At 40.6% G+C, this 18,325-nt stretch carries 19 protein-coding genes and 1 pseudogene; 18 read left to right on the top strand and 2 right to left on the bottom strand.

Features of this window, described 5'->3' with window-relative positions; translation table 11 throughout:
* Positions 1–12 precede the first annotated feature (12 nt).
* From NXZ84_RS09030 to NXZ84_RS08990, 9 genes and pseudogenes are all read left to right on the top strand, one after another.
* On the top strand, positions 13–555 hold the full coding sequence (locus tag NXZ84_RS09030) for a methylated-DNA--[protein]-cysteine S-methyltransferase (protein WP_258839925.1): 543 nt from the start codon (positions 13–15) through the stop codon (positions 553–555).
* Between the two features lie 136 nt (positions 556–691).
* Entirely contained in the window at positions 692–1,207 is a 516-nt protein-coding gene (locus NXZ84_RS09025) for an amidase domain-containing protein (protein WP_258839924.1), read from the top strand.
* A gap of 42 nt (positions 1,208–1,249) precedes the next feature.
* Positions 1,250–1,714, top strand: a complete 465-nt coding sequence (locus tag NXZ84_RS09020; RefSeq protein WP_258839923.1) for a tRNA (cytidine(34)-2'-O)-methyltransferase — start codon at positions 1,250–1,252, stop codon at positions 1,712–1,714.
* A gap of 27 nt (positions 1,715–1,741) precedes the next feature.
* Positions 1,742–2,467, top strand: coding sequence for an HAD family hydrolase (locus tag NXZ84_RS09015; protein WP_258839922.1), 726 nt, complete (start codon positions 1,742–1,744; stop codon positions 2,465–2,467).
* A 320-nt stretch (positions 2,468–2,787) separates the two neighbouring features.
* Positions 2,788–4,686: a PrkA family serine protein kinase gene (locus NXZ84_RS09010; RefSeq protein ID WP_258839921.1), complete on the top strand. Its 1,899-nt coding sequence runs from the start codon at positions 2,788–2,790 to the stop codon at positions 4,684–4,686.
* Between the two features lie 25 nt (positions 4,687–4,711).
* A pseudogene (locus NXZ84_RS09005) lies at positions 4,712–5,383 on the top strand (DUF444 family protein); the annotation flags it as partial.
* A 634-nt stretch (positions 5,384–6,017) separates the two neighbouring features.
* Complete coding sequence (locus tag NXZ84_RS09000; protein WP_258839920.1) at positions 6,018–6,332, top strand: hypothetical protein; 315 nt, start codon at positions 6,018–6,020, stop codon at positions 6,330–6,332.
* Between the two features lie 463 nt (positions 6,333–6,795).
* Positions 6,796–7,323, top strand: coding sequence for a hypothetical protein (locus tag NXZ84_RS08995; RefSeq protein WP_258839919.1), 528 nt, complete (start codon positions 6,796–6,798; stop codon positions 7,321–7,323).
* Between the two features lie 1,160 nt (positions 7,324–8,483).
* Complete coding sequence (locus tag NXZ84_RS08990) at positions 8,484–8,873, top strand: phBC6A51 family helix-turn-helix protein (RefSeq protein WP_258839918.1); 390 nt, start codon at positions 8,484–8,486, stop codon at positions 8,871–8,873.
* Between the two features lie 779 nt (positions 8,874–9,652).
* Here the strand turns inward: NXZ84_RS08990 and NXZ84_RS08985 are convergent.
* The gene (locus NXZ84_RS08985; protein ID WP_258839917.1) at positions 9,653–9,997 is read right to left on the bottom strand and encodes a hypothetical protein; all 345 of its coding nucleotides are present in this window, start codon (positions 9,995–9,997) and stop codon (positions 9,653–9,655) included.
* Positions 9,998–11,207: 1,210 nt separating this feature from the next.
* On the opposite strand from NXZ84_RS08985, the gene NXZ84_RS08980 reads away from it, so the two are divergent.
* The 9 genes from NXZ84_RS08980 (at position 11,208) to NXZ84_RS08940 (ending at position 16,189) form a co-directional block, all read left to right on the top strand.
* Positions 11,208–12,053: a DUF6973 domain-containing protein gene (locus tag NXZ84_RS08980; protein ID WP_258839916.1), complete on the top strand. Its 846-nt coding sequence runs from the start codon at positions 11,208–11,210 to the stop codon at positions 12,051–12,053.
* Between the two features lie 20 nt (positions 12,054–12,073).
* Positions 12,074–12,349 (top strand): hypothetical protein, encoded by a 276-nt coding sequence (locus tag NXZ84_RS08975; RefSeq protein ID WP_258839915.1) that lies wholly within the window; start codon positions 12,074–12,076, stop codon positions 12,347–12,349.
* Positions 12,350–12,715: 366 nt separating this feature from the next.
* A complete protein-coding gene (locus NXZ84_RS08970; RefSeq protein WP_258839914.1) occupies positions 12,716–12,934 on the top strand; it encodes a hypothetical protein in 219 nt (72 codons plus the stop codon).
* A gap of 9 nt (positions 12,935–12,943) precedes the next feature.
* Positions 12,944–13,384, top strand: a complete 441-nt coding sequence (locus NXZ84_RS08965) for a hypothetical protein (protein ID WP_258839913.1) — start codon at positions 12,944–12,946, stop codon at positions 13,382–13,384.
* Positions 13,385–13,407: 23 nt separating this feature from the next.
* Entirely contained in the window at positions 13,408–13,593 is a 186-nt protein-coding gene (locus tag NXZ84_RS08960) for a hypothetical protein (protein WP_258839912.1), read from the top strand.
* A gap of 33 nt (positions 13,594–13,626) precedes the next feature.
* Positions 13,627–14,112, top strand: coding sequence for a hypothetical protein (locus tag NXZ84_RS08955; protein WP_258839911.1), 486 nt, complete (start codon positions 13,627–13,629; stop codon positions 14,110–14,112).
* A gap of 5 nt (positions 14,113–14,117) precedes the next feature.
* Positions 14,118–14,573: an SMI1/KNR4 family protein gene (locus NXZ84_RS08950; protein WP_258839910.1), complete on the top strand. Its 456-nt coding sequence runs from the start codon at positions 14,118–14,120 to the stop codon at positions 14,571–14,573.
* A gap of 262 nt (positions 14,574–14,835) precedes the next feature.
* A complete protein-coding gene (locus NXZ84_RS08945; protein ID WP_258839909.1) occupies positions 14,836–15,780 on the top strand; it encodes a PrsW family intramembrane metalloprotease in 945 nt (314 codons plus the stop codon).
* Between the two features lie 10 nt (positions 15,781–15,790).
* Complete coding sequence (locus NXZ84_RS08940; RefSeq protein ID WP_258839908.1) at positions 15,791–16,189, top strand: SMI1/KNR4 family protein; 399 nt, start codon at positions 15,791–15,793, stop codon at positions 16,187–16,189.
* A gap of 67 nt (positions 16,190–16,256) precedes the next feature.
* Here the strand turns inward: NXZ84_RS08940 and NXZ84_RS08935 are convergent, their stop codons facing one another.
* Positions 16,257–16,814 carry a tyrosine-type recombinase/integrase gene (locus tag NXZ84_RS08935; RefSeq protein WP_258839907.1) on the bottom strand — a complete coding sequence of 186 codons (558 nt, stop codon included), beginning with the start codon at positions 16,812–16,814 and terminating at the stop codon, positions 16,257–16,259.
* Positions 16,815–18,325 lie beyond the last annotated feature (1,511 nt).

Genomic DNA, 18,325 nt, shown 5'->3' with positions numbered 1-18,325 from the left:
GGGTGAGGAGAAATGAATCCGCAAACGCATATATGGATCTGGAGTCGAATGGAAAGTCCGATTGGACCGCTTACATTGGGGTGCACACAGAAAGGAGTGTGCGCACTCTCTTTCGGCAGTGGAGATGCTATTATCGCTCAGTTAAAGGCATGGGGGAAGCGCTGGTTTCGGTCGATTACGATCGAAGAAAATGAACAGGAGCTACAGTTGGTGGCAGAGCAACTACAAACTTATTTTAACTCCACCCGCCGATCCTTTGATGTTCCATTGGATTTATACGGTACGCCATTTCAAAAGAGAGTATGGGAGGTATTGGAAACCATACCGTATGGTGAATCGCGCTCATATAAAGAGATCGCACAAGCGATCGGCAGTCCGAAAGCGGTACGGGCAGTAGGGGGAGCAAATAATAAAAACCCTATTCCAATTATTATTCCTTGTCATCGGGTGATCGGACATAGTGGTTCATTAGTGGGGTATGGCGGAGGATTAGAGAAGAAAAAGGTGTTATTGGAGTTGGAAGGGCTACTATCACCTTCCTCTTCTGTGACATAAAAGGAAGATCGAAGGAGTGTATAGTTCTGAAGAGGAACTGTACACTCCATTTTTATACGATAGAAAGTAGCATAAGTTGCATTTCTTGCTACCGTTCATAGTATGAAAGGAGAACGGACGGGAAGGGGGAGGGGAATTGAAGGTTGGTATTGGTAGTGCCCGTTACAATCGATGGGCAGCAAAACAATATGCAGAAAAATGGTGGAATGGATATAATCCGCGCTATCAAAAGTTCGAGGTGGATTGCACTAATTTTGTTTCGCAATGTATGCGAGCGGGAGGCATTCGCTTAGATGAACGGGGGAGTAGAAGCCAGGGATGGTGGTATCGTGGGCAAGGTACATCTAGTGATCAGTGGAGTTTTAGCTGGGCTGTCGCTCATAGTTTGCGTTATTATTTGTTAAGTGGAGGAGTGATGAAGGCCAAGAGGGTGGAGACAGCGATGCAATTGCAGATAGGGGATATCATCTGCTATGATTGGGAGGGAGATGGTAAATGGAATCACAATACCATTGTAACTACACATGATGGTGCTGGGATGCCATTAGTTAATGCCCACACAATAAATAGTTATCATCGTTATTGGGCATATCGAGATTCGCATGCATGGACGCCGCAGACGAAGATCGAATTTTATCAAATCCAGGCGTAATAGGTAAACGTACGAGGGGCGAAGATGAGGGAGGTAAACAACATGTCCTTTCATATTGTATTAGTTGAACCAGAAATCCCACAAAACACTGGAAGTATCTCCCGTACCTGTGTTGTGACAGGAACGGTCCTTCATCTTGTTCATCCACTTGGATTTACGATTGAAGACAAATATGTGAAGCGTGCGGGGATGGATTATTGGCCCCAAGTAGATATACGCCATTACAACTCTTTTGCTGAGCTAACATCCACATATCCAGAAGGGCGCTTTTTCTGTGCCACGACCAAGGCAGAGAAACCATATACCGCTTTTACTTATCAAGAAGGGGATTTTTTTGTTTTTGGGAAAGAATCGGCGGGCTTGTCGCCAGAGATTTTACATTCACATCGAGACCGTCTGATTCGGATACCCATGGATCCAGATTATCGCTCTCTTAATTTGGCAACTACGACGGGGATTGTCCTATACGAAGCTTTACGGCAGGTAGATTTTCCACACTTAATTTAATATCAGAGGGAGAAAGGAGCGAATAAAATGCGACGTGTTGTCTGTTTTGACCTAGATGGTACCTTATTGCCGATGAATACGGGTGCCTTTGTTCAAACGTACATGGAATCGATCACACCACATATGATGGAGGTTGCACCCCCGAAGCACTTGTATCAAAGTGTGATGGATGCATTCAAGCAAATGGTGAAGAGTACAGATGGGGTAAAAACAAATGCGGAAGTATTTTGGCATCACTTTTTACCTGCCATCGGTAAGGATGAAGCAGAGATTCTCCCCATATTTGAGCAATATTATGCCGATCATTTCCCAAAGTTAAAAAGATATGTAGAGCCAAATCCACTATCTCGCCAGATTGTACAAACCTTGATTGAACGTGGATATGATGTCGTGGTGGCGACCAACCCAGTCTTTCCACGGATTGCGATTGAGGAGCGTTTACAGTGGGCAGGTGTTTACGACCTTCCGCTCAACATGGTTACTTTTAGTGAAGAGACCCATTACTGCAAACCCAATCCTCAATATTATCAAGAGATCGTTGATCGTTTGGGTGTAAAGGCAGAAGATTGTATGATGATCGGAAATGATGTGCAAGAAGATCTGGTAGCACAAACGTTGGGGATGAAGACATATTTAGTTACGGACTGTCTTATCGATCGAGGAACTCCGCAATATCAGCCAGATGAACAAGGGAGCCTTGAAGATTTATGGAAAATGATTCATACAGATAAGCGCTGGTTGGAAGTGGATTGACTGACCAGCCAGCACAAGGAGATTCACTCTCATATGTCATATTTTTGAGAGTGGGTTTGTATTGTGTAGCAAACAGTGATCATTCATTTTAAGAAAGAGATCTTTGTATTGCGTAGAGAAGGTGTGTTCACCTTCTCTTATTTTTTGGACAGGAAAAGGAAGCACCTTTTTAGTCGCAACATTGTCCGCCTATACGCATAAATATATATAAATTTTCTTTACTACCTGACAAACTTTGCAGTGGGTGTGGATGATTTTTAGAGAAGAGACAATGTCTAAAAGCAAAAAAGAAGAAGCTGTTCGTAAAGGAGAGAGTGTGTATGGACATCCTGAAACGCATCGCAGAACAGCGAGAGCAGGCAGAGAGACTTCGATGGGAAGGTAATTTTTCAGAATATTTAAGTCTTGTGCGAGAACGACCGGGTATTGTACAAACCGCTCACTCTAGGGTATACCAGATGATCGCGGATCGTGGAATAGAGAAAGATGTTCATGGAAATAAGCGTTACACTTTTTTCAGTAATGAGATTTATGGGCTGGAACGAGCGATTGAACGTTTAGTAGAGGAGTATTTTCATTCGGCAGCTCGTCGTCTGGATGTTCGCAAACGAATATTGTTGTTAATGGGACCTGTAAGTGGAGGGAAATCAACTATTGTAACCCTTCTTAAACAAGGATTGGAACAGTACTCTCGTACGGATGCAGGAGCGGTTTATGCTATTAAAGGTTGTCCCATGCAAGAAGATCCACTACACTTGATCCCCTCTCATCTTCGTAAAGAGGTGGAAAAAGAGCTAGGTGTTCGGATTGAAGGGAATTTATGTCCTTCTTGTCGATTGCGCTTGGAAGAGGAGTATGGAGGAAGAGTAGAAGATGTTATGGTTGAGCGTGTCTTTTTGTCAGAGGACGATCGTGTAGGCATTGGTACCTTTAGCCCCTCTGATCCTAAATCTCAAGATATTGCAGACCTAACAGGGAGTATCGACTTTTCCACTATCACTGAGTTTGGCTCGGAATCTGACCCCCGCGCATACCGTTTCGATGGGGAATTAAACAAAGCGAACCGTGGTATTATGGAATTTCAAGAGATGTTAAAGTGCGATGAAAAATTCCTGTGGAATTTGTTATCCCTTACACAAGAAGGAAATTTCAAAGCAGGACGATTCGCCCTGATTTCTGCGGATGAGCTTATTGTCGCTCATACAAATGAATCAGAGTACAAGGCATTTATCAGCAATAAGAAGAACGAGGCGCTACAATCACGAATGATTGTGCTACCGATTCCGTATAACCTGCGTGTCTCTGATGAGGAAAAAATTTATCATAAGCTGATTCAAGAAAGTGATTTGAGTCATATTCACATTGCTCCACATGCACTGAAAGCAGCTTCGATCTTTTCCATCCTGACCCGTTTGAAAGAATCAAAGAAACAGGGAATGGATCTGGTGAAAAAAATGCGCCTTTACGATGGAGAGAGTGTGGAGGAATATAAGGGAGCAGATTTGGAAGAGTTGCAAAATGAACATTTGGACGAGGGCATGTCTGGAATTGACCCTCGGTATGTAATCAATCGTATCTCCAGTGCGCTAATTCGCAGTGAAGCAACATGTATCAATGCACTGGATGTTCTGCGAGCACTAAAAGATGGATTGGATCAACATCCGTCTATCACGAATGAACAGCGCGAACGATATTTAAACTTTATCTCCATCGCTCGCAAAGAGTATGATGATTTGGCGAAAAAAGAAGTGCAAAAAGCATTTGTCTATTCGTACGAAGAATCAGCCAAAACCTTGATGGATAACTATCTCGATAATGTAGAGTCATTTTGTAATCGCAATAAAATAAGGGATCCGATCACAGGCGAAGAATTAGATCCAGATGAAAAGCTGATGCGTTCCATTGAAGAGCAGATCGGCATATCGGAAAATGCAAAAAAATCGTTCCGTGAGGAAATCTTAATACGCATTTCTGCATATGCCCGTAAAGGGAAGCGGTTTGATTATAACAGTCATGAGCGTTTGCGTGAAGCCATTCAGAAAAAGCTGTTTACAGATTTAAAAGATGTAGTAAAAATCACAACCTCAACCAAAACACCTGACGAAAATCAGTTGAAGAAGGTTAACGAAGTAACTGCGCGTTTGATTGATGAATACGGTTATTGTCCTGTATGTGCCAATGAATTACTGCGTTATGTGGGTAGTTTGCTTAACAGATAAGTCAAGGGGACGGAGGCGATGGGAAATGTCAGATCAGATGTATATCCTGTCCCGGGAAGACTGGTCCCTACACCGCAAGGGGCATCAAGATCAATTGCGGCATCAAGAAAAAGTACGGGAAGCAGTAAAGAAAAACCTACCGGATCTCATCAGCGAAGAAAACATTATCATGTCGGACGGTCAAAAAGTGATTAAGATCCCTGTCCGTTCAATGGAGGAGTATCGAATCCGCTATAACTACAACAAAAGCCAACACGTTGGGCAAGGTGATGGCGATTCTCAAGTAGGGGATGTGATTGCCCGCGAGGCTCCGACAAAAAAGGGGTCGGGAAAAGGAAATGGCGCTGGGGATCAACCGGGGCAAGATTACTTTGAAGCGGAAATTTCGATGGAGGAGTTAGAGGAAGTATTATTCGCAGAGCTAGAACTTCCTCGTCTGAAGGAGAAAGAAGAAGCAGAAGTTGAAGTAACAGATATTCGATTTAATGATGTTCGTAAAAAAGGAATGATGGGTAACATCGACAAAAAAAGAACACTACTATCAGCAATAAAACGAAACGCTCTCAGTGGAAAAAAGAAGAAAAAAGGCCTCATCTCAATCGATGATCTTCGTTTTAAAACATGGGAGGAAATCGTAAAGCCTCACTCAAATGCAGTTATTATAGCCATGATGGATACAAGTGGAAGTATGGGGGTTCCTTAACTAACTATAGGATTTATAGGGGTTTTGCGAGACTTCTCATTAAACAAGCAAGAGCTAGAAAAGCTGCAGAAAAGAAAGGTGAAAAATAAATTCCGCAATCCACTTGTATTTCACTCCTTCAGACGGCTATACGTTATAGAGGGAGTTTTTTCTGTTATGGCAATATATTATTCTTAATAAAAATAGAATGTTAAAGGAGAAATGAAATGAAGTTCAAAGGTAGTATGAGCAAAGAGGGAATTCTTTGTAACAGATTATTGATTATTCTGGATATACATATCTACTGACAGCAGTTCCTTTATTTTGTTTGGATACCATTGACAATACAGCGACAGAATGGAATAGTAGTTATGCTGGGGGTAAGGGAACACTGTCAGTTGTAATAAGGACCTGTGCTAAAACATATTTAATAGCTATGTACCTAGTGGACCAGTCACGTTAGGTATTGTTCCGAATACTGATTTTTTTCAGGACATGTGGGATGAAGTTAGATCGGACTATTCATATAAGCAAAAGATAACGGGTTCAACAACATATAGTCAGTAGAAGTTGAAGGTATCAATTTTGTTGAAGGGTACGCCGAACTTATGTGAAAGACCGTATTTTTTGATTTGAGGAGTGAAGGTGTATGGATATGGTTGTGTATGAACCTTTTTATATTTTTGTTCTAGTTCTTGCGTTAGGTATTGCATTTTTGTTCTATGCGGGTATCGTTCTCTCCAGAGTCAAGTTAGACGTCTTTGTTTCGATAATATTAGCAATTTCGGGGTTAACTTATCTACTGGTAGCTATATATATGACAGGGAAAGGTTACTATGTTGATGGGAACGATCCAGATAACATGATATTTCATGACTTTGGGTTTATGGAGTTATTAATGATAATAATTCCATATACTTTTCTAGCGATTGCAGCCAGCTTGGGTGTAAAGAAAGAAAAATAATTCTTTCAGATCGTGTTTTTTATCATTTGAATTGGAATATGCTTTTCTACCTTCATTAACCCGACATTAAGTTCGCTGATAATCCTATTCATAGATATTTTTGTAAACTACTTATTTCTCTCCTTCAAACGGTTATACGTCATAGAAGGAGTTTTTTTATTTCTTCCCGTCCACATGGTAGAGCCGATCGAACATATCGAATAGCACCAGGATTACCCGTCCATTGTGGCGTTTTTTGTGTCTTCATTACGCAAATAAGGAGGAGATGACTAATCGAAGAGTTACGAGAGAGAATGCGTCGTATTCGTTTGTATAAACCTGATGGACCGTTAAACCCGATAGGAGGAATTACTATGCTGACCATTCTGGCCGTCCATTTCAAATAATGTCACACTAGAAAATCGAAGCTACAAAGAAGTTCTTTAACGACGGGAAGGACCGTCGTCATTTTTCGTTTACCGATATGGGGGACATACGTGAGGTGATTCTTACGTTATCGACGGTTCATTGCGGTCACTTATTACACTTACAATGTTATATGGAGCTATTTACGGGGTTTCTGATTCGCGAAGATAGAGAGTACTCGACGTGGGACGACGCAAGAAAGGTACTTGACATTAGAAAGCGTTCCATTACGGATTTCAAGAAGGCGATGCTAGACAACGACATCATCGAAAGAACCGCGAATGAAGACGGAGAAGTCGTGTTGAGAGTGAATCCGCGATATCACTTCCGGAACGAATTACCGGAGAACAAGCGCGTGATTAAGACATTTACGAATCGGCTTAAGGAGATGGCCGAAGAGCTAAAGCCACATGAAGTCGGTATGGTCTACAAATTAAATTATTGCCGTATATCCATCAGAATACGAATTCGATCTGCGTTAATCCGTTTGAACGTGATCCTGCGAAGGTTAGGTAGCCAACGTGGGAGCAAGTCGCGGAGCTATGTGATCTCTCAAACGCAAAGATGTCACGGTATCTTCGTCTGACTGTCGGAGATCCACATGTCTTCGCGAAAGTCAGCGTAGGACGTAAGCGGTATTAAAAGTTGAATCCGTGGATCTTCTATCGCAAAAATGGTAAGCCAGACGATACCTTGACGGAGATGTTTGCAGTCAAACCGAATTTGAAGAGGGTAAAATAACGGTTCAATTATATAGCTAATACCAATTAAATTGTTTTACCTTTTTTATGAGTAAATGGATGTATCGCAGTCACAGTAAAGGTTACAGCTTATTTTTACATAAAAAAGTTCAGATTTTTTTCTTTATAGTCGTTATGAAACGAAGAAAATGGAAAGCCTTCACAAAAAAATATGGACTATAGGGACTAACGAATAGGCGCGTTTGGGTACCGTTGATTTAGTACGTAGGGGAGTAGATATGTCGGTATCATAACCTATTACGAAATCAACGGTGATGTGGTATTCGTAAGATATTTGTTCGAAGAGATGAATCCGACAGAAAATGTTAGAGAGATCTGCTGTACTACCATAAGTTAATTCTTTCGCTTGTAGGTATTTCTGTATTAACTCTTGTCGAGAGAACTTTTTACCGAAAAGTATAGCTTTGAAAAGTATAGCTTGAATATTAAACCCATCTATCCAATAATCACGTAATCATGACTGATTGCTAATCAGTCTTTATAGCAAGATATATACTCTAAGATACATCAACGGAAAAAGAAAGACACGACAAGAAGGAGTGTCCATTGGCGTAGTAATAATCCAATCCATACCGCCAAATATAGCGCAATAAACATCTATTACTATTAAATACTATTTATTTAAAGTTACTATACCCATATCCTTATTCGTGAGTAAGTAGTTAAGAGAAAGAAAAAGCACGGCAGGAGGGAGTGCCAGAGACGCAGTAATAACGCTAATCGTATCGCCATAAATAACGTTATTACTGTCAAGTCCTTACCTGTCCTTGATTTTTGTTGCGAGTAAATAAAACCAATCGGAAAACTGATAAGGAGGAATTTTATTGTGAAGTCCATTACGTCAAGAATACCGTGACGACTATCGTAATGACGTTTCTATTAACGCTATAGGCGTATTTAAGCCGCTTAGTCGCGCTGATAAGTCTACTGCGTTATCTAGCGAAGAGCTATGCAAACGAAAACCATACGGAAAGGAGGCGAAATCATGGCTTTAAAACGATTGGAACATCGCCAATTAAAAGCAATCGAATTACTGGCGCAACCGAATCGCGGTAGTAATAATCCGAAGCAAGCGCGTTCCATGAAGCATGTTGCGGAAATCGTAGGAGTAACGCGTAAGACGATATACGAATGGTTAAAGGATGACTTGTTTCAACGGGAGTTAAAACGAGAGATGTGTCGTTTAGTTGGTAATGATATTCTTGATGTGATTAAGTCGATGGTGAAACAAGGAAAGAAGGAAGCAAAGCATGCGGAGCTGTTGTTAAAGACGTATGGCGACATGTTAACGGATGATGTGCGTATAGATGCGACAGTGAATAGTGCTAAGACGATAGACTTTGACGAGATTAAAAGCGAGGGCAGATTCGTTTAAGAGACGTAAGCAGGAAGAAGATGATGGTTTGGAAACGGAGTAATAGCAAATTTTAAACGGGTAGGGTCCGGAATGTATCTAAATGATAGTGGGGCACAGCGTAATTAATGACGCCAGAGTTTCGTTTTAATAGCGGAGCACTTCGTTTTACTGCGGGTGTCACTTTCGTTTAACGGGGTTTACGTATAATAAGGTAGGTATCGTATTGAATGCGAGTGGGTGAAGGTGATTACGAGTTACGAGGTATCGTATACACCCGCTGCACTCCTTTTATGGACGCTACCCTCGAAACTTTCCGTATCCCTACCATTCTCATACCGTATATTTACATTTACTATACGCTATTTCATACATTACGGAGGTCCTATCTATTATTGGGACATGGGGGTATATTGCGTGGAGTATGCGGTGTATAGAGAAGGCGTAGTGCCATACGTATCAATGGTTAGAGACGTTTTGCATTACGTAGTTGTACGCATGGATACATAGTGCATACTGATGATGACGTTCATATACCTCTTATCGGTATACACGAGTGTAGTTGTAGCAAGCGATTGACGTTTCGTTCAATGTAACAAAACACATTTTTGTGATTTTCAATATGAGTCGATATGAATAACGATTCGTTAACGCAGAGAGACGAAAGGGTGACGATTCGTATACGCTATGAACCCCCCAGGCGGGGGTAGCGAAGGGATGGCGTCTGGCGTAAGTAGAATCCGCGTAATAAAAATAATGTTCGGAGGGAAATGTTGACATGCAAAAGGGAGGCGGAGGGATTACAGTAAAGTATCCTTCCTCTTTTTTACAACGAAATGTGACGCTAATATACCGATAATCGTAGTGCTTGTAAACCAACCTATGACATGTTCGATAAACGGTATTAGCGTATAACTGTTATCAATATCTAGATTCGTCGTTTCAGGAAAAGAGAAGAATGGTTTCAGTCCAACGAATATGGCAGGAAGAATATCGTTCATATTATCGCTATTATTGAGGTCTTCTATATGTTCCTTATCGAAAACCAATAGTTTTTCTTCTTCCCCTGCTTCTAGTTGGTTATCGGAGTAATAGTAGTAAGTGCTCCCGAAGGTCAAACCTGTAGAAACAAGGATCAGCCCCATGATCATTATATAACATAGGAGTTTCCACCATATCGAGATATCCCTAGGTAAAAAATTGATTAAAAAAGCGAAAGAGTAAAAAAGAACAGCCACTAATAAAATAAATTTTACTTCAAAATCATCGTCTGCAAGGAGGTAATCAGAGAACTCTATAGCGTAGAGAATCAATACAATGAATCCAAACATAAAGTGTGATCGGTAAATAACAATTAATATAGATAGCAATATTAGTACCCCGAAGACGAAGTCAGCGATCTTATTATCTAGAAAGATAGCTATTATTGCTGCGCAGATAGTTAGTAGTAGATATTCATATTTAATATCTATGAGACGCTCTAATTTCTTAAGTTTAGAACAAACGAGTTTTCTAATGTTTTTCAACAAAGAGGTGAAATCCCCTCGTGATGGCCTGTATATGTTGGACTTAACTTCTTTCCAGCTCTTAAACTGCTTTAGCAAAGCCGATTTTTTAGAGATATCTCTCCGAACTTTAAAATAAATCAAATAGAAAGAAGCCAAAGCAAGGATCGTCAAAATTGTTTTTAGTGTCATCATATTCACCTCGTTAAATGGTATATTTCCAATATTAAACTACATCAGGTTCTAAACCAACAAGAAAAAGAGTCGGAACGCATCTGCTTCTCATCCGTATCCATATCGCCAACCAATCGCTATCTTACGCCGGCCCCTACGAAGCCTTACGTTTCCGCCAGAAGAGGCGAAACCAAATAATCGCTAATACGATAACAACCATAATCGCACCGTAAATTCATCGGTTCGTCAGAAGCGATTTTCGACAGATTGCTACCTTTGCTATTTTTAACGGTATCCGTCTTTTTTTCAGTTTGCTTATTGTCATTGTGTTAGTGTTGTCAGGGGTATCGTTGTTATCGTCTTTTGGCTCTTCTGTGGTTTCTTCATTTGGTTAATCTTTTTTTGTCTTCGGGCTTCTTTTTCTTGGAATCTTGAATTTCGCCTTGAATTTCGCAAGGTTTATCCGGCCACAAGCTCGATTCCACTTCTTCTGCGATTAATTCAATATCTATATTTCCCTTACATTAACATATTCAAATATACTACAGTGGTTTAGGAGGTGCGTAGTGTCAAGCGTTACTAAATACCAAAATCAATACTTATAATAAACTATTTACAAATTAATCTATTTAGTGTAATATACAAAAGCATCAAAATTACATATGGAGGTAGATTAATGAAAAAATTGATGAGTTTATTTATGGTATTATTAGTGGGAACGACTTTCACACTTTCGAACACTTCATACGCAGAAACCCCGATTACAAAAGGTGAAGGAAAAGGGGGAAGTGCCGACTTTTACTTAGAACTCAGTAGTAAATTGCAGTCATATTTTGAGTCGATTGAAAAAGGGGAGATTACAGAAGAGAAATTTAAATCATTAGTTGAAGAGAATATAGCAAGTCAATTGCAAACCGAAGAAGATGAAAAAGCATTACTCGAAAGTGAGAGTAGAGTTGACTCACCTAATAAAATTGTAGGCCCTGAACAACCTCAAAAAGGTAGTATCTATGACTATTTTGGTAAATTTGGCTATAAAGGCACTGAAGTATCATTGTGTGCTAAAAATCCACTAGATTGTAGGGAAGCTCAAAAATTAGCAGAAAAAGCATTAAAAGATGCACAGGATCGTTATTCAGATTACACCTTGTGGCAAGGAAATGGTGATGCTTTTCGTCACGCGTATTGGTGTGCATTGATGACTAAGCATATTAGTAGGACCTTTGCTTGGAAAATGGGGTATGCTCACGAAGGGTATGCAACAGGAACCTATGATAAGATAGGAAATTTGGATTCAAAGATGGATGTGCGAAATAATCATTTAGGTAGAATTGATGGTACGAATTATAAAAAATATAAAGATGGCGTAATAGCAGACAAAATAGCGGATAGCGTTTCCAGCGGCAAAAAAGTTAGGATTCGTACTTATACAAAAACAAGACCTGCTGAATGGATGGGCGGTGTACCCACTAAGTATCAAGGTAAATTTGTTAAGACCTCTGATGGTGGAAGACAATACTAAACAAAGAGGGATGAAAATAGGTGAAAAAGTCGATGATTTCAGTTTCGATAGCCTTATTATTAGCTAGTATTGTATATATCCTCTGGAGAGTTACTGCTTCCCCATTATGGCTATCGGATATGTCAGTGGAAGCAAAGAACCCTGTCACTTTTAATTGGTTTACTATTTCAATTGATACGAAAGTTATTGAGCCAAGCAGAGATGAATCGGTGTACACTTTTTCTTTATTGCCGGTCTATATAATGGCGACAATTTCTTTGATCCTGGTGGCATTTTCTTTTAAGAAGAACAAATAATTGAGAAAGAAGAAAGGTGGCTGCTCGCCACCTTTCTTCTTTGCTATATAAAGCTCATAGGAGGTGTCATATGAATAACGAACGGAACCTCTGACAACTCCGCATCTCTAAAAATGGAAACGAAACGCCTACGCTTGGTAGTCGCTAAAGGTAGGGAGTTGTGTAGTCAGTACAGTAAGGCAATCGAGAAGATTAACGAAGAGACTTCACTAAGGAATTTGAAGCGAATGGAGAAGACGAGGTGTTTTTTAGCTCTACTCTCTTTGGGAAGATGTAAAAGATGCCGGTAGTAACATTGCAGAGGGAGTCGAAAACCTTTGGGAGGAACGAAAGAAAATAAGGAGTACATTTTCGCAGGTCTAACGATTGTCGCAGGCCAAAGATATTGCTCGTGATATGGCGTTTGATGGAATTCCGGGGATTATAGGTGGTGGGATTGGAGCAGTAGCGTCACGTGGAGCTATGGCAGCAGTTTCACGATTTGGCACGAGTGCTACAGGACGAAAGCTCATTCCAGGACTTGATGGAGGATTAGCTGGCGGGGGAACAGAGAACCCATCATATAATACCTTAAATGGAAAGTAGTTCAATTTAATGCTGCTACTGACGGGAGTATTTCTCGGAGTATTCGGCGGGAGTCAGATATTAGGCGCTGTTGACGAGTTTGGACCGATGGAAGGGCAGAAATTGGCGAAGGAAGCCAAGGATGTCATCGCCAAAATGGACGATGAAGATCAACTGGTCAACGAGCCTATTGAAAAAGAAATCGATGAGTCCAGTTGTTATCAATCCTTGCGACAGAAGTACCCAGAAGAGAAAGTACGTGCGATTGCACGTAATATTGAACAAGGCAATGCGTTTAATCGGAAAATACCCTCCGAATATCCGCATAACGAGGTGTACATCGAAAATAGTAAATCCCCGAGTGGATATGTGCGGTTGGATTCGTATAATCCTTCTACAGGAAAGATCGTCGAGGAAGTATACGCGGTTGGCAGATATTCAGTCACAAACAGCAAAGAGTTATATCAATGAGTTGAAGAATAAGTATCTGCGGGGTGCTAAAGATCGCAGATGTGAAGACACAGAAGAAAGAGTCAGGGCATCAGAATGAGGATTTAGCGGGATCTGAACTAGCTGATGACGGTCAAATGGTTTTAGAAGTACCCGTCCACAAAGGAAGCATTCCGAAGGAAATATTGGACTATGCAACTGATAGAAATATCCTTATTAGGGATGAATAAAGGGAATATATTGAATTAGTAGTTGAACTAAGAATGAAAATGGAATACTTCGAGCACTGGGGATCTCATTCGAAGAAAGGGATTGGGAAGCTATCTCAAGAAGAAGCATATTCATTTCATAAGAAAGAAAAGCCGTATGTGGGAGTCATCACGAAAGATGACACTCCACAATACATAGTTGAGGTTAAATTTAACTTTAAAGTGTATTTTTGTGGTGTGCTACATTTACATGAGAATCTTCGTTCAAGGTTATCGGAAGCGTTTGAATGGCGAGCTCAAAAACTTTTCTTGAAGAATGTGAAGAAGAGGTATATAGATGGAGGAGAAATCAGCTTAGTTACCTATCTCTATGAAACAGATGGAACTTACCGAAAAAACTTTTTCATTAATGGGAAGGGAACCAACACCCCAGAGTATGGAGAGTGTGATGTATCGAGTCACTTCCGCGAGATGATTCAATTCGGTAACTACGATTCGATCCTACCCGAAGAAGCAAAGAAAGGTTTACAGGAAGGTTGATCAAAATGGAATGGGAGCATACAAAACCCGTGTCACTAGAGACTATTTACGCAGTTGAAAGAAAAGTCGGCTTTAAATTTCCACAGGATTTCATAGACTGTGCCAGTAGAAATAATGGAGGGATGCCCGAGCCTCATGTCTTTGATCTAGGGTCAGTCAAAGAAAAAGTATTTGGTGCTTTATTCGATTTTAATGATTCTGGTAAGAACTTTTCTGTCTATGAAGCATATGAAACGGCTATTGAGGAACACGGGCTTCCAACTGAGTTATTTCCATTTGCAGATGATCCATCTGGTGACTTTTTCTGTTTTGATTACAGGTCCTTGGAAAACGGTGAGCCTATAATCGTGCTCTACGATCATGAACGCGAATATGATCCTGAAAACGAAAAGGATAGCCTACGCAAAGTTGCTAACTCTTTATCAGAATTCCTTTCAATGATGTATGACCCCGAAAATTGAATATAAAGTGACTCCCCTCTAAGGAGTCGCTTTTTTACGCAAAAGAAATCGACGTTTACAATTCGATTCCGACGGATTTCGTCCATATTGCTTTGTTCAATTCCGTTAACTGCCCTCAAAAATGATTAAATCCTATTTCTGAAAAGTATAAAGTGAATCGAATAGACTCAGTTTTTGCTTTGAAACTCTCTTTCCTGCCCTACCAACAAATGCTATAATACTAATGTTTGAGGATAGAAAAGGAAAGGGAGGGGGGATGTGCTTGCTCGAACTACTACGGTCATGGGGAATGACCGTTCTAAATTATAGTAAACTACGTCGTGAGAGATGGGCAGAGAATCATCCAACATTGTGTAGAGGTATGAAAAAGGGATATATCGGTTTCACTTGGCTTTTCTTGGGCTTAGCTGTCTTAGCATGGATGTTTATCCCTGCGGCCCGGGAAGCGCTCATACAGTTTTTGTGGAGCTATTATCTCTTGTGGCAGTTCTGGTTCTTGGCTCGAAGCAAGACCCTCACTTGGACAGGTACCGCTCGCTTTTTTGCGATGGGAGCCTGGGTGATTGCTCCGCTTTCGGCGATTGCGGTATATTTGTTTCATGGGTTATTTGCAGAGGGTTCTGTCACCGTCGGTGCGAGATGGAGTGTCGAAATCGTTGGTCCGATAATGGAAGAATCTTTTAAGCTAATACCTTTTCTATTACTATTTCTGTTTACGAACAGAACGAAGAGTTTTAGCCTTACCGACTATATGTTGGGGGGTGCTTCAGTAGGGGTTGGATTTGATTTTTCGGAAGAAGTATTGCGCCGTTGGGTAACAGCAGATCAAGAGGGAAGCTTATGGAGTCTTTTTGCAAGTTTATTCTCTGATACTGTACAAAATTGGGGGGTTTTCACCCTTTTCCCTGGTTATTTTTCAGATGGAACAGCGATGTCCCCGGGTCATGGAGTATGGACTGGGTTTATCACATTAGGAATAGGAATGGCTTTACATTTTCGTAACCGATGGGGGAAAAAAGCGTATCTGATCCCACTCTTCTTTTTTGTTTGGGCGACTTTCGATCATGGGGCATGGAATGCTCATAGTTTTGGAATGCCCGCTCTGGCTTCTTTTTTCTATGCGCTATCTTTCCACGGATACTTACTTAAGTGGGTTTTTGTCTTACTCATCGACAACTTGGGTAGAGAGAAAGGTAGCTATCTCTGAAACTGATGTATTGGAATTTGAAAGTAGACTCGGAGTCAATTTACCTAAAGACTTTTCAAAGTGGCTTTCTATCTATGGGAACCCTAAAAAGACATTGTATGGAGAGATAAATGGCGAAGAGTATGAACTAGATGATTTTTATTCATTTTCAGAGATAGAATATGAAGTTAAGGATATTTTAGATGACGTAGGTGGCTCCATAGAAGGAACTATTGTACCTTTTGCGTTTGATTCAGCTCTTAATCAGTATTGCTTCTTCTATCCAACAGAAAATAAAAAGAATCCTTCAGGTATTTTTCTACTCGGATCAGACGATGGTCCAAACGATGTATTTGATGGGGAGAAAATAAAAATAGAATTGTGGGTATGTACTTCATTTAGTGAATTCTTGGACGCTTTCTCTGAATAGGATTAAGTAATTGAAAAAGCGACTTCCTCCTCGGAGTCGCTTTTTCTACGCAAAAGAAAAACGCCATCTATAACTCGATTCCGGCGTAAATTTCGTCCATATCGCTTTGTTCAATACCGATATATCGCATCGTCTCGCGCTGACTCGAATGGTTCAGCGCTTTTGTGATATACGTAATGTCTACGCCAGATTTGAATCGATGATACGCGAAAGTCTTACGAAGCGTATGCGTTCCCACGTTCTCTTTGATGCCAACACGTTCTGCCGTCTGTTTAAGGATACGGAGCGCTTGGAAACGGGATATCGGTTTGTTTATACCTTTCCGTGAGGGAAATAGGTATGCATCATCGCTCTTATCGGAAGTTAAATAAGCGGTTAACTCACGTTTAATTGCGCCATTTACTAGGGACCTTTTCGACTTTTTCGTCTTCTCTTCGCGGACGAAGATGTATTCGGAGATGGTTCCGTCTTTATCACGGACATCTGCGACTCGAAGACGAAGGATATCGCTAATACGAAGTGCCGAGTTGATTCCGATGACAAAGAGAAGGCGGTCACGGTCGTTTAATTGGCGCTTCATGGCGTTAATCTTGCGCTTGTCTTTGATGGGGTGAACGATTTCCATGCGAATCATGCCTCCTTAGTGGGGAGTTTTTCTTTTAATCGTTGAATCGATTTTAATACGGCACTTCGGTTTTTGGCAGAGGTCATCCATTGAGGCAAGTGATTTTCCATACTTCGATTATGGTTGGACTCTACCTTTCTAAATTTAGCTTCTACGAGGTTTTCGAGGTACTCTAAATGCTCTTTGTTGAGCGCCCACAGCGTTTCTCCTACGCAGGAAATCTTTAAGTATAATGGATACCCAAAATAAAAGTCAGCGTCAATACTGATAGAGTTGGGATAAGGAGATATTTCATCAGTAAGACTGCATACGATACAGCAAAATCTTATCGGATTTTTAGTGTGCGGGGGATCTAAAGGGAAGGTGGGCTTGTCGGCAGGAAAAACCTTAGCGCATGATTGGCATCGGGGACAGATCACCAAGAACTCGTGACCGAAATGTCTCAAGATGAAAGATCTGTTTTTAAATCTTTTGTTCATGAATACCACTCTAATCTCGTTTTGTTACATTCATTATATGCGAATAAACCGGAAATAACAACGATCATTTACGGGATTTGATCGAAGCCATGGCGGAAAATATAGATGAGTTGTCTCCTAGTGAATATGAAGAGTTAGATTAATATATGACAGAGATGGAAGGCATAGCGTTAAGTAGAAGCAGCGTCCGGTTTTTGACTATACAGCAGTCCAATTTAACCAGATGACTCAACAAAGCACCTAATGTAGCTATATTTTCTTGTGGATGAAGGTTTTTCGTAGGTTATCGCGGATCGATACGAGATGTATATCTATATGATGATGGGAATTTTGGTTGACCCGAAGACACGGGGGATGGGTGATGGAGTAAACGAAGAGTAAGAAAGAAAATAGCCGGAGCAACTTGCTCCGGCTTACCTCTAATGTCCTATTGGCTCAGTGAGCTGAGTAGATTGCTCTTTCACTGACATTGAAGTAGTGACGTTTACTAGAGGAATGATAGTAATGATGGCAATAACAAGAGACACTTTAGCCCAATTTTTCAAGGTAGTCTCCTCCTTCTGAAAAGCAGTCTCTTATAGTAAGATTGTATCTCATACATATTATTTAAGCATCGGTTAAACTCCTGCTGATCGATGTTTTTCCACGATGATGCGAGTCTCTTGGAAATTTGTGCTTCTCTGATGATTAATTTATACGTCTTCGCATGCTTGAAGGCTTTTTCATAGTATGGGACACTTTCTTCGTTTAGACCTTGATGACAGAAAATATCTCCAAAAAAATTAAAGCATCGATTATCATGCCTCTCCTCAGCCACAAGTTAGTGGCTTTTCTTTTGCTCCTCTAGGGATCACCGCATTGGAACACGTGAAACAACAGGGTAGAGTATAAGCATTGCTCATGTATTCCAGTGGGAAAAGGTACCTTGAGTATCTGGTATGGAGAAAGTAGACCAGGTCCTTTTGAAACCGTTTTTCTTGTAATATATATCCCTATTACGGTGCTCCCGATAGACAATGAATACCTAGAAAC

The sequence above is a fragment of the Mechercharimyces sp. CAU 1602 genome (assembly GCF_024753565.1).
Lineage (GTDB): Bacteria > Bacillota > Bacilli > Thermoactinomycetales > JANTPT01 > Mechercharimyces.
The sequence above is the reverse complement of the archived record's forward strand: the minus strand, read 5'-3'. Positions and strand labels throughout refer to the sequence as shown.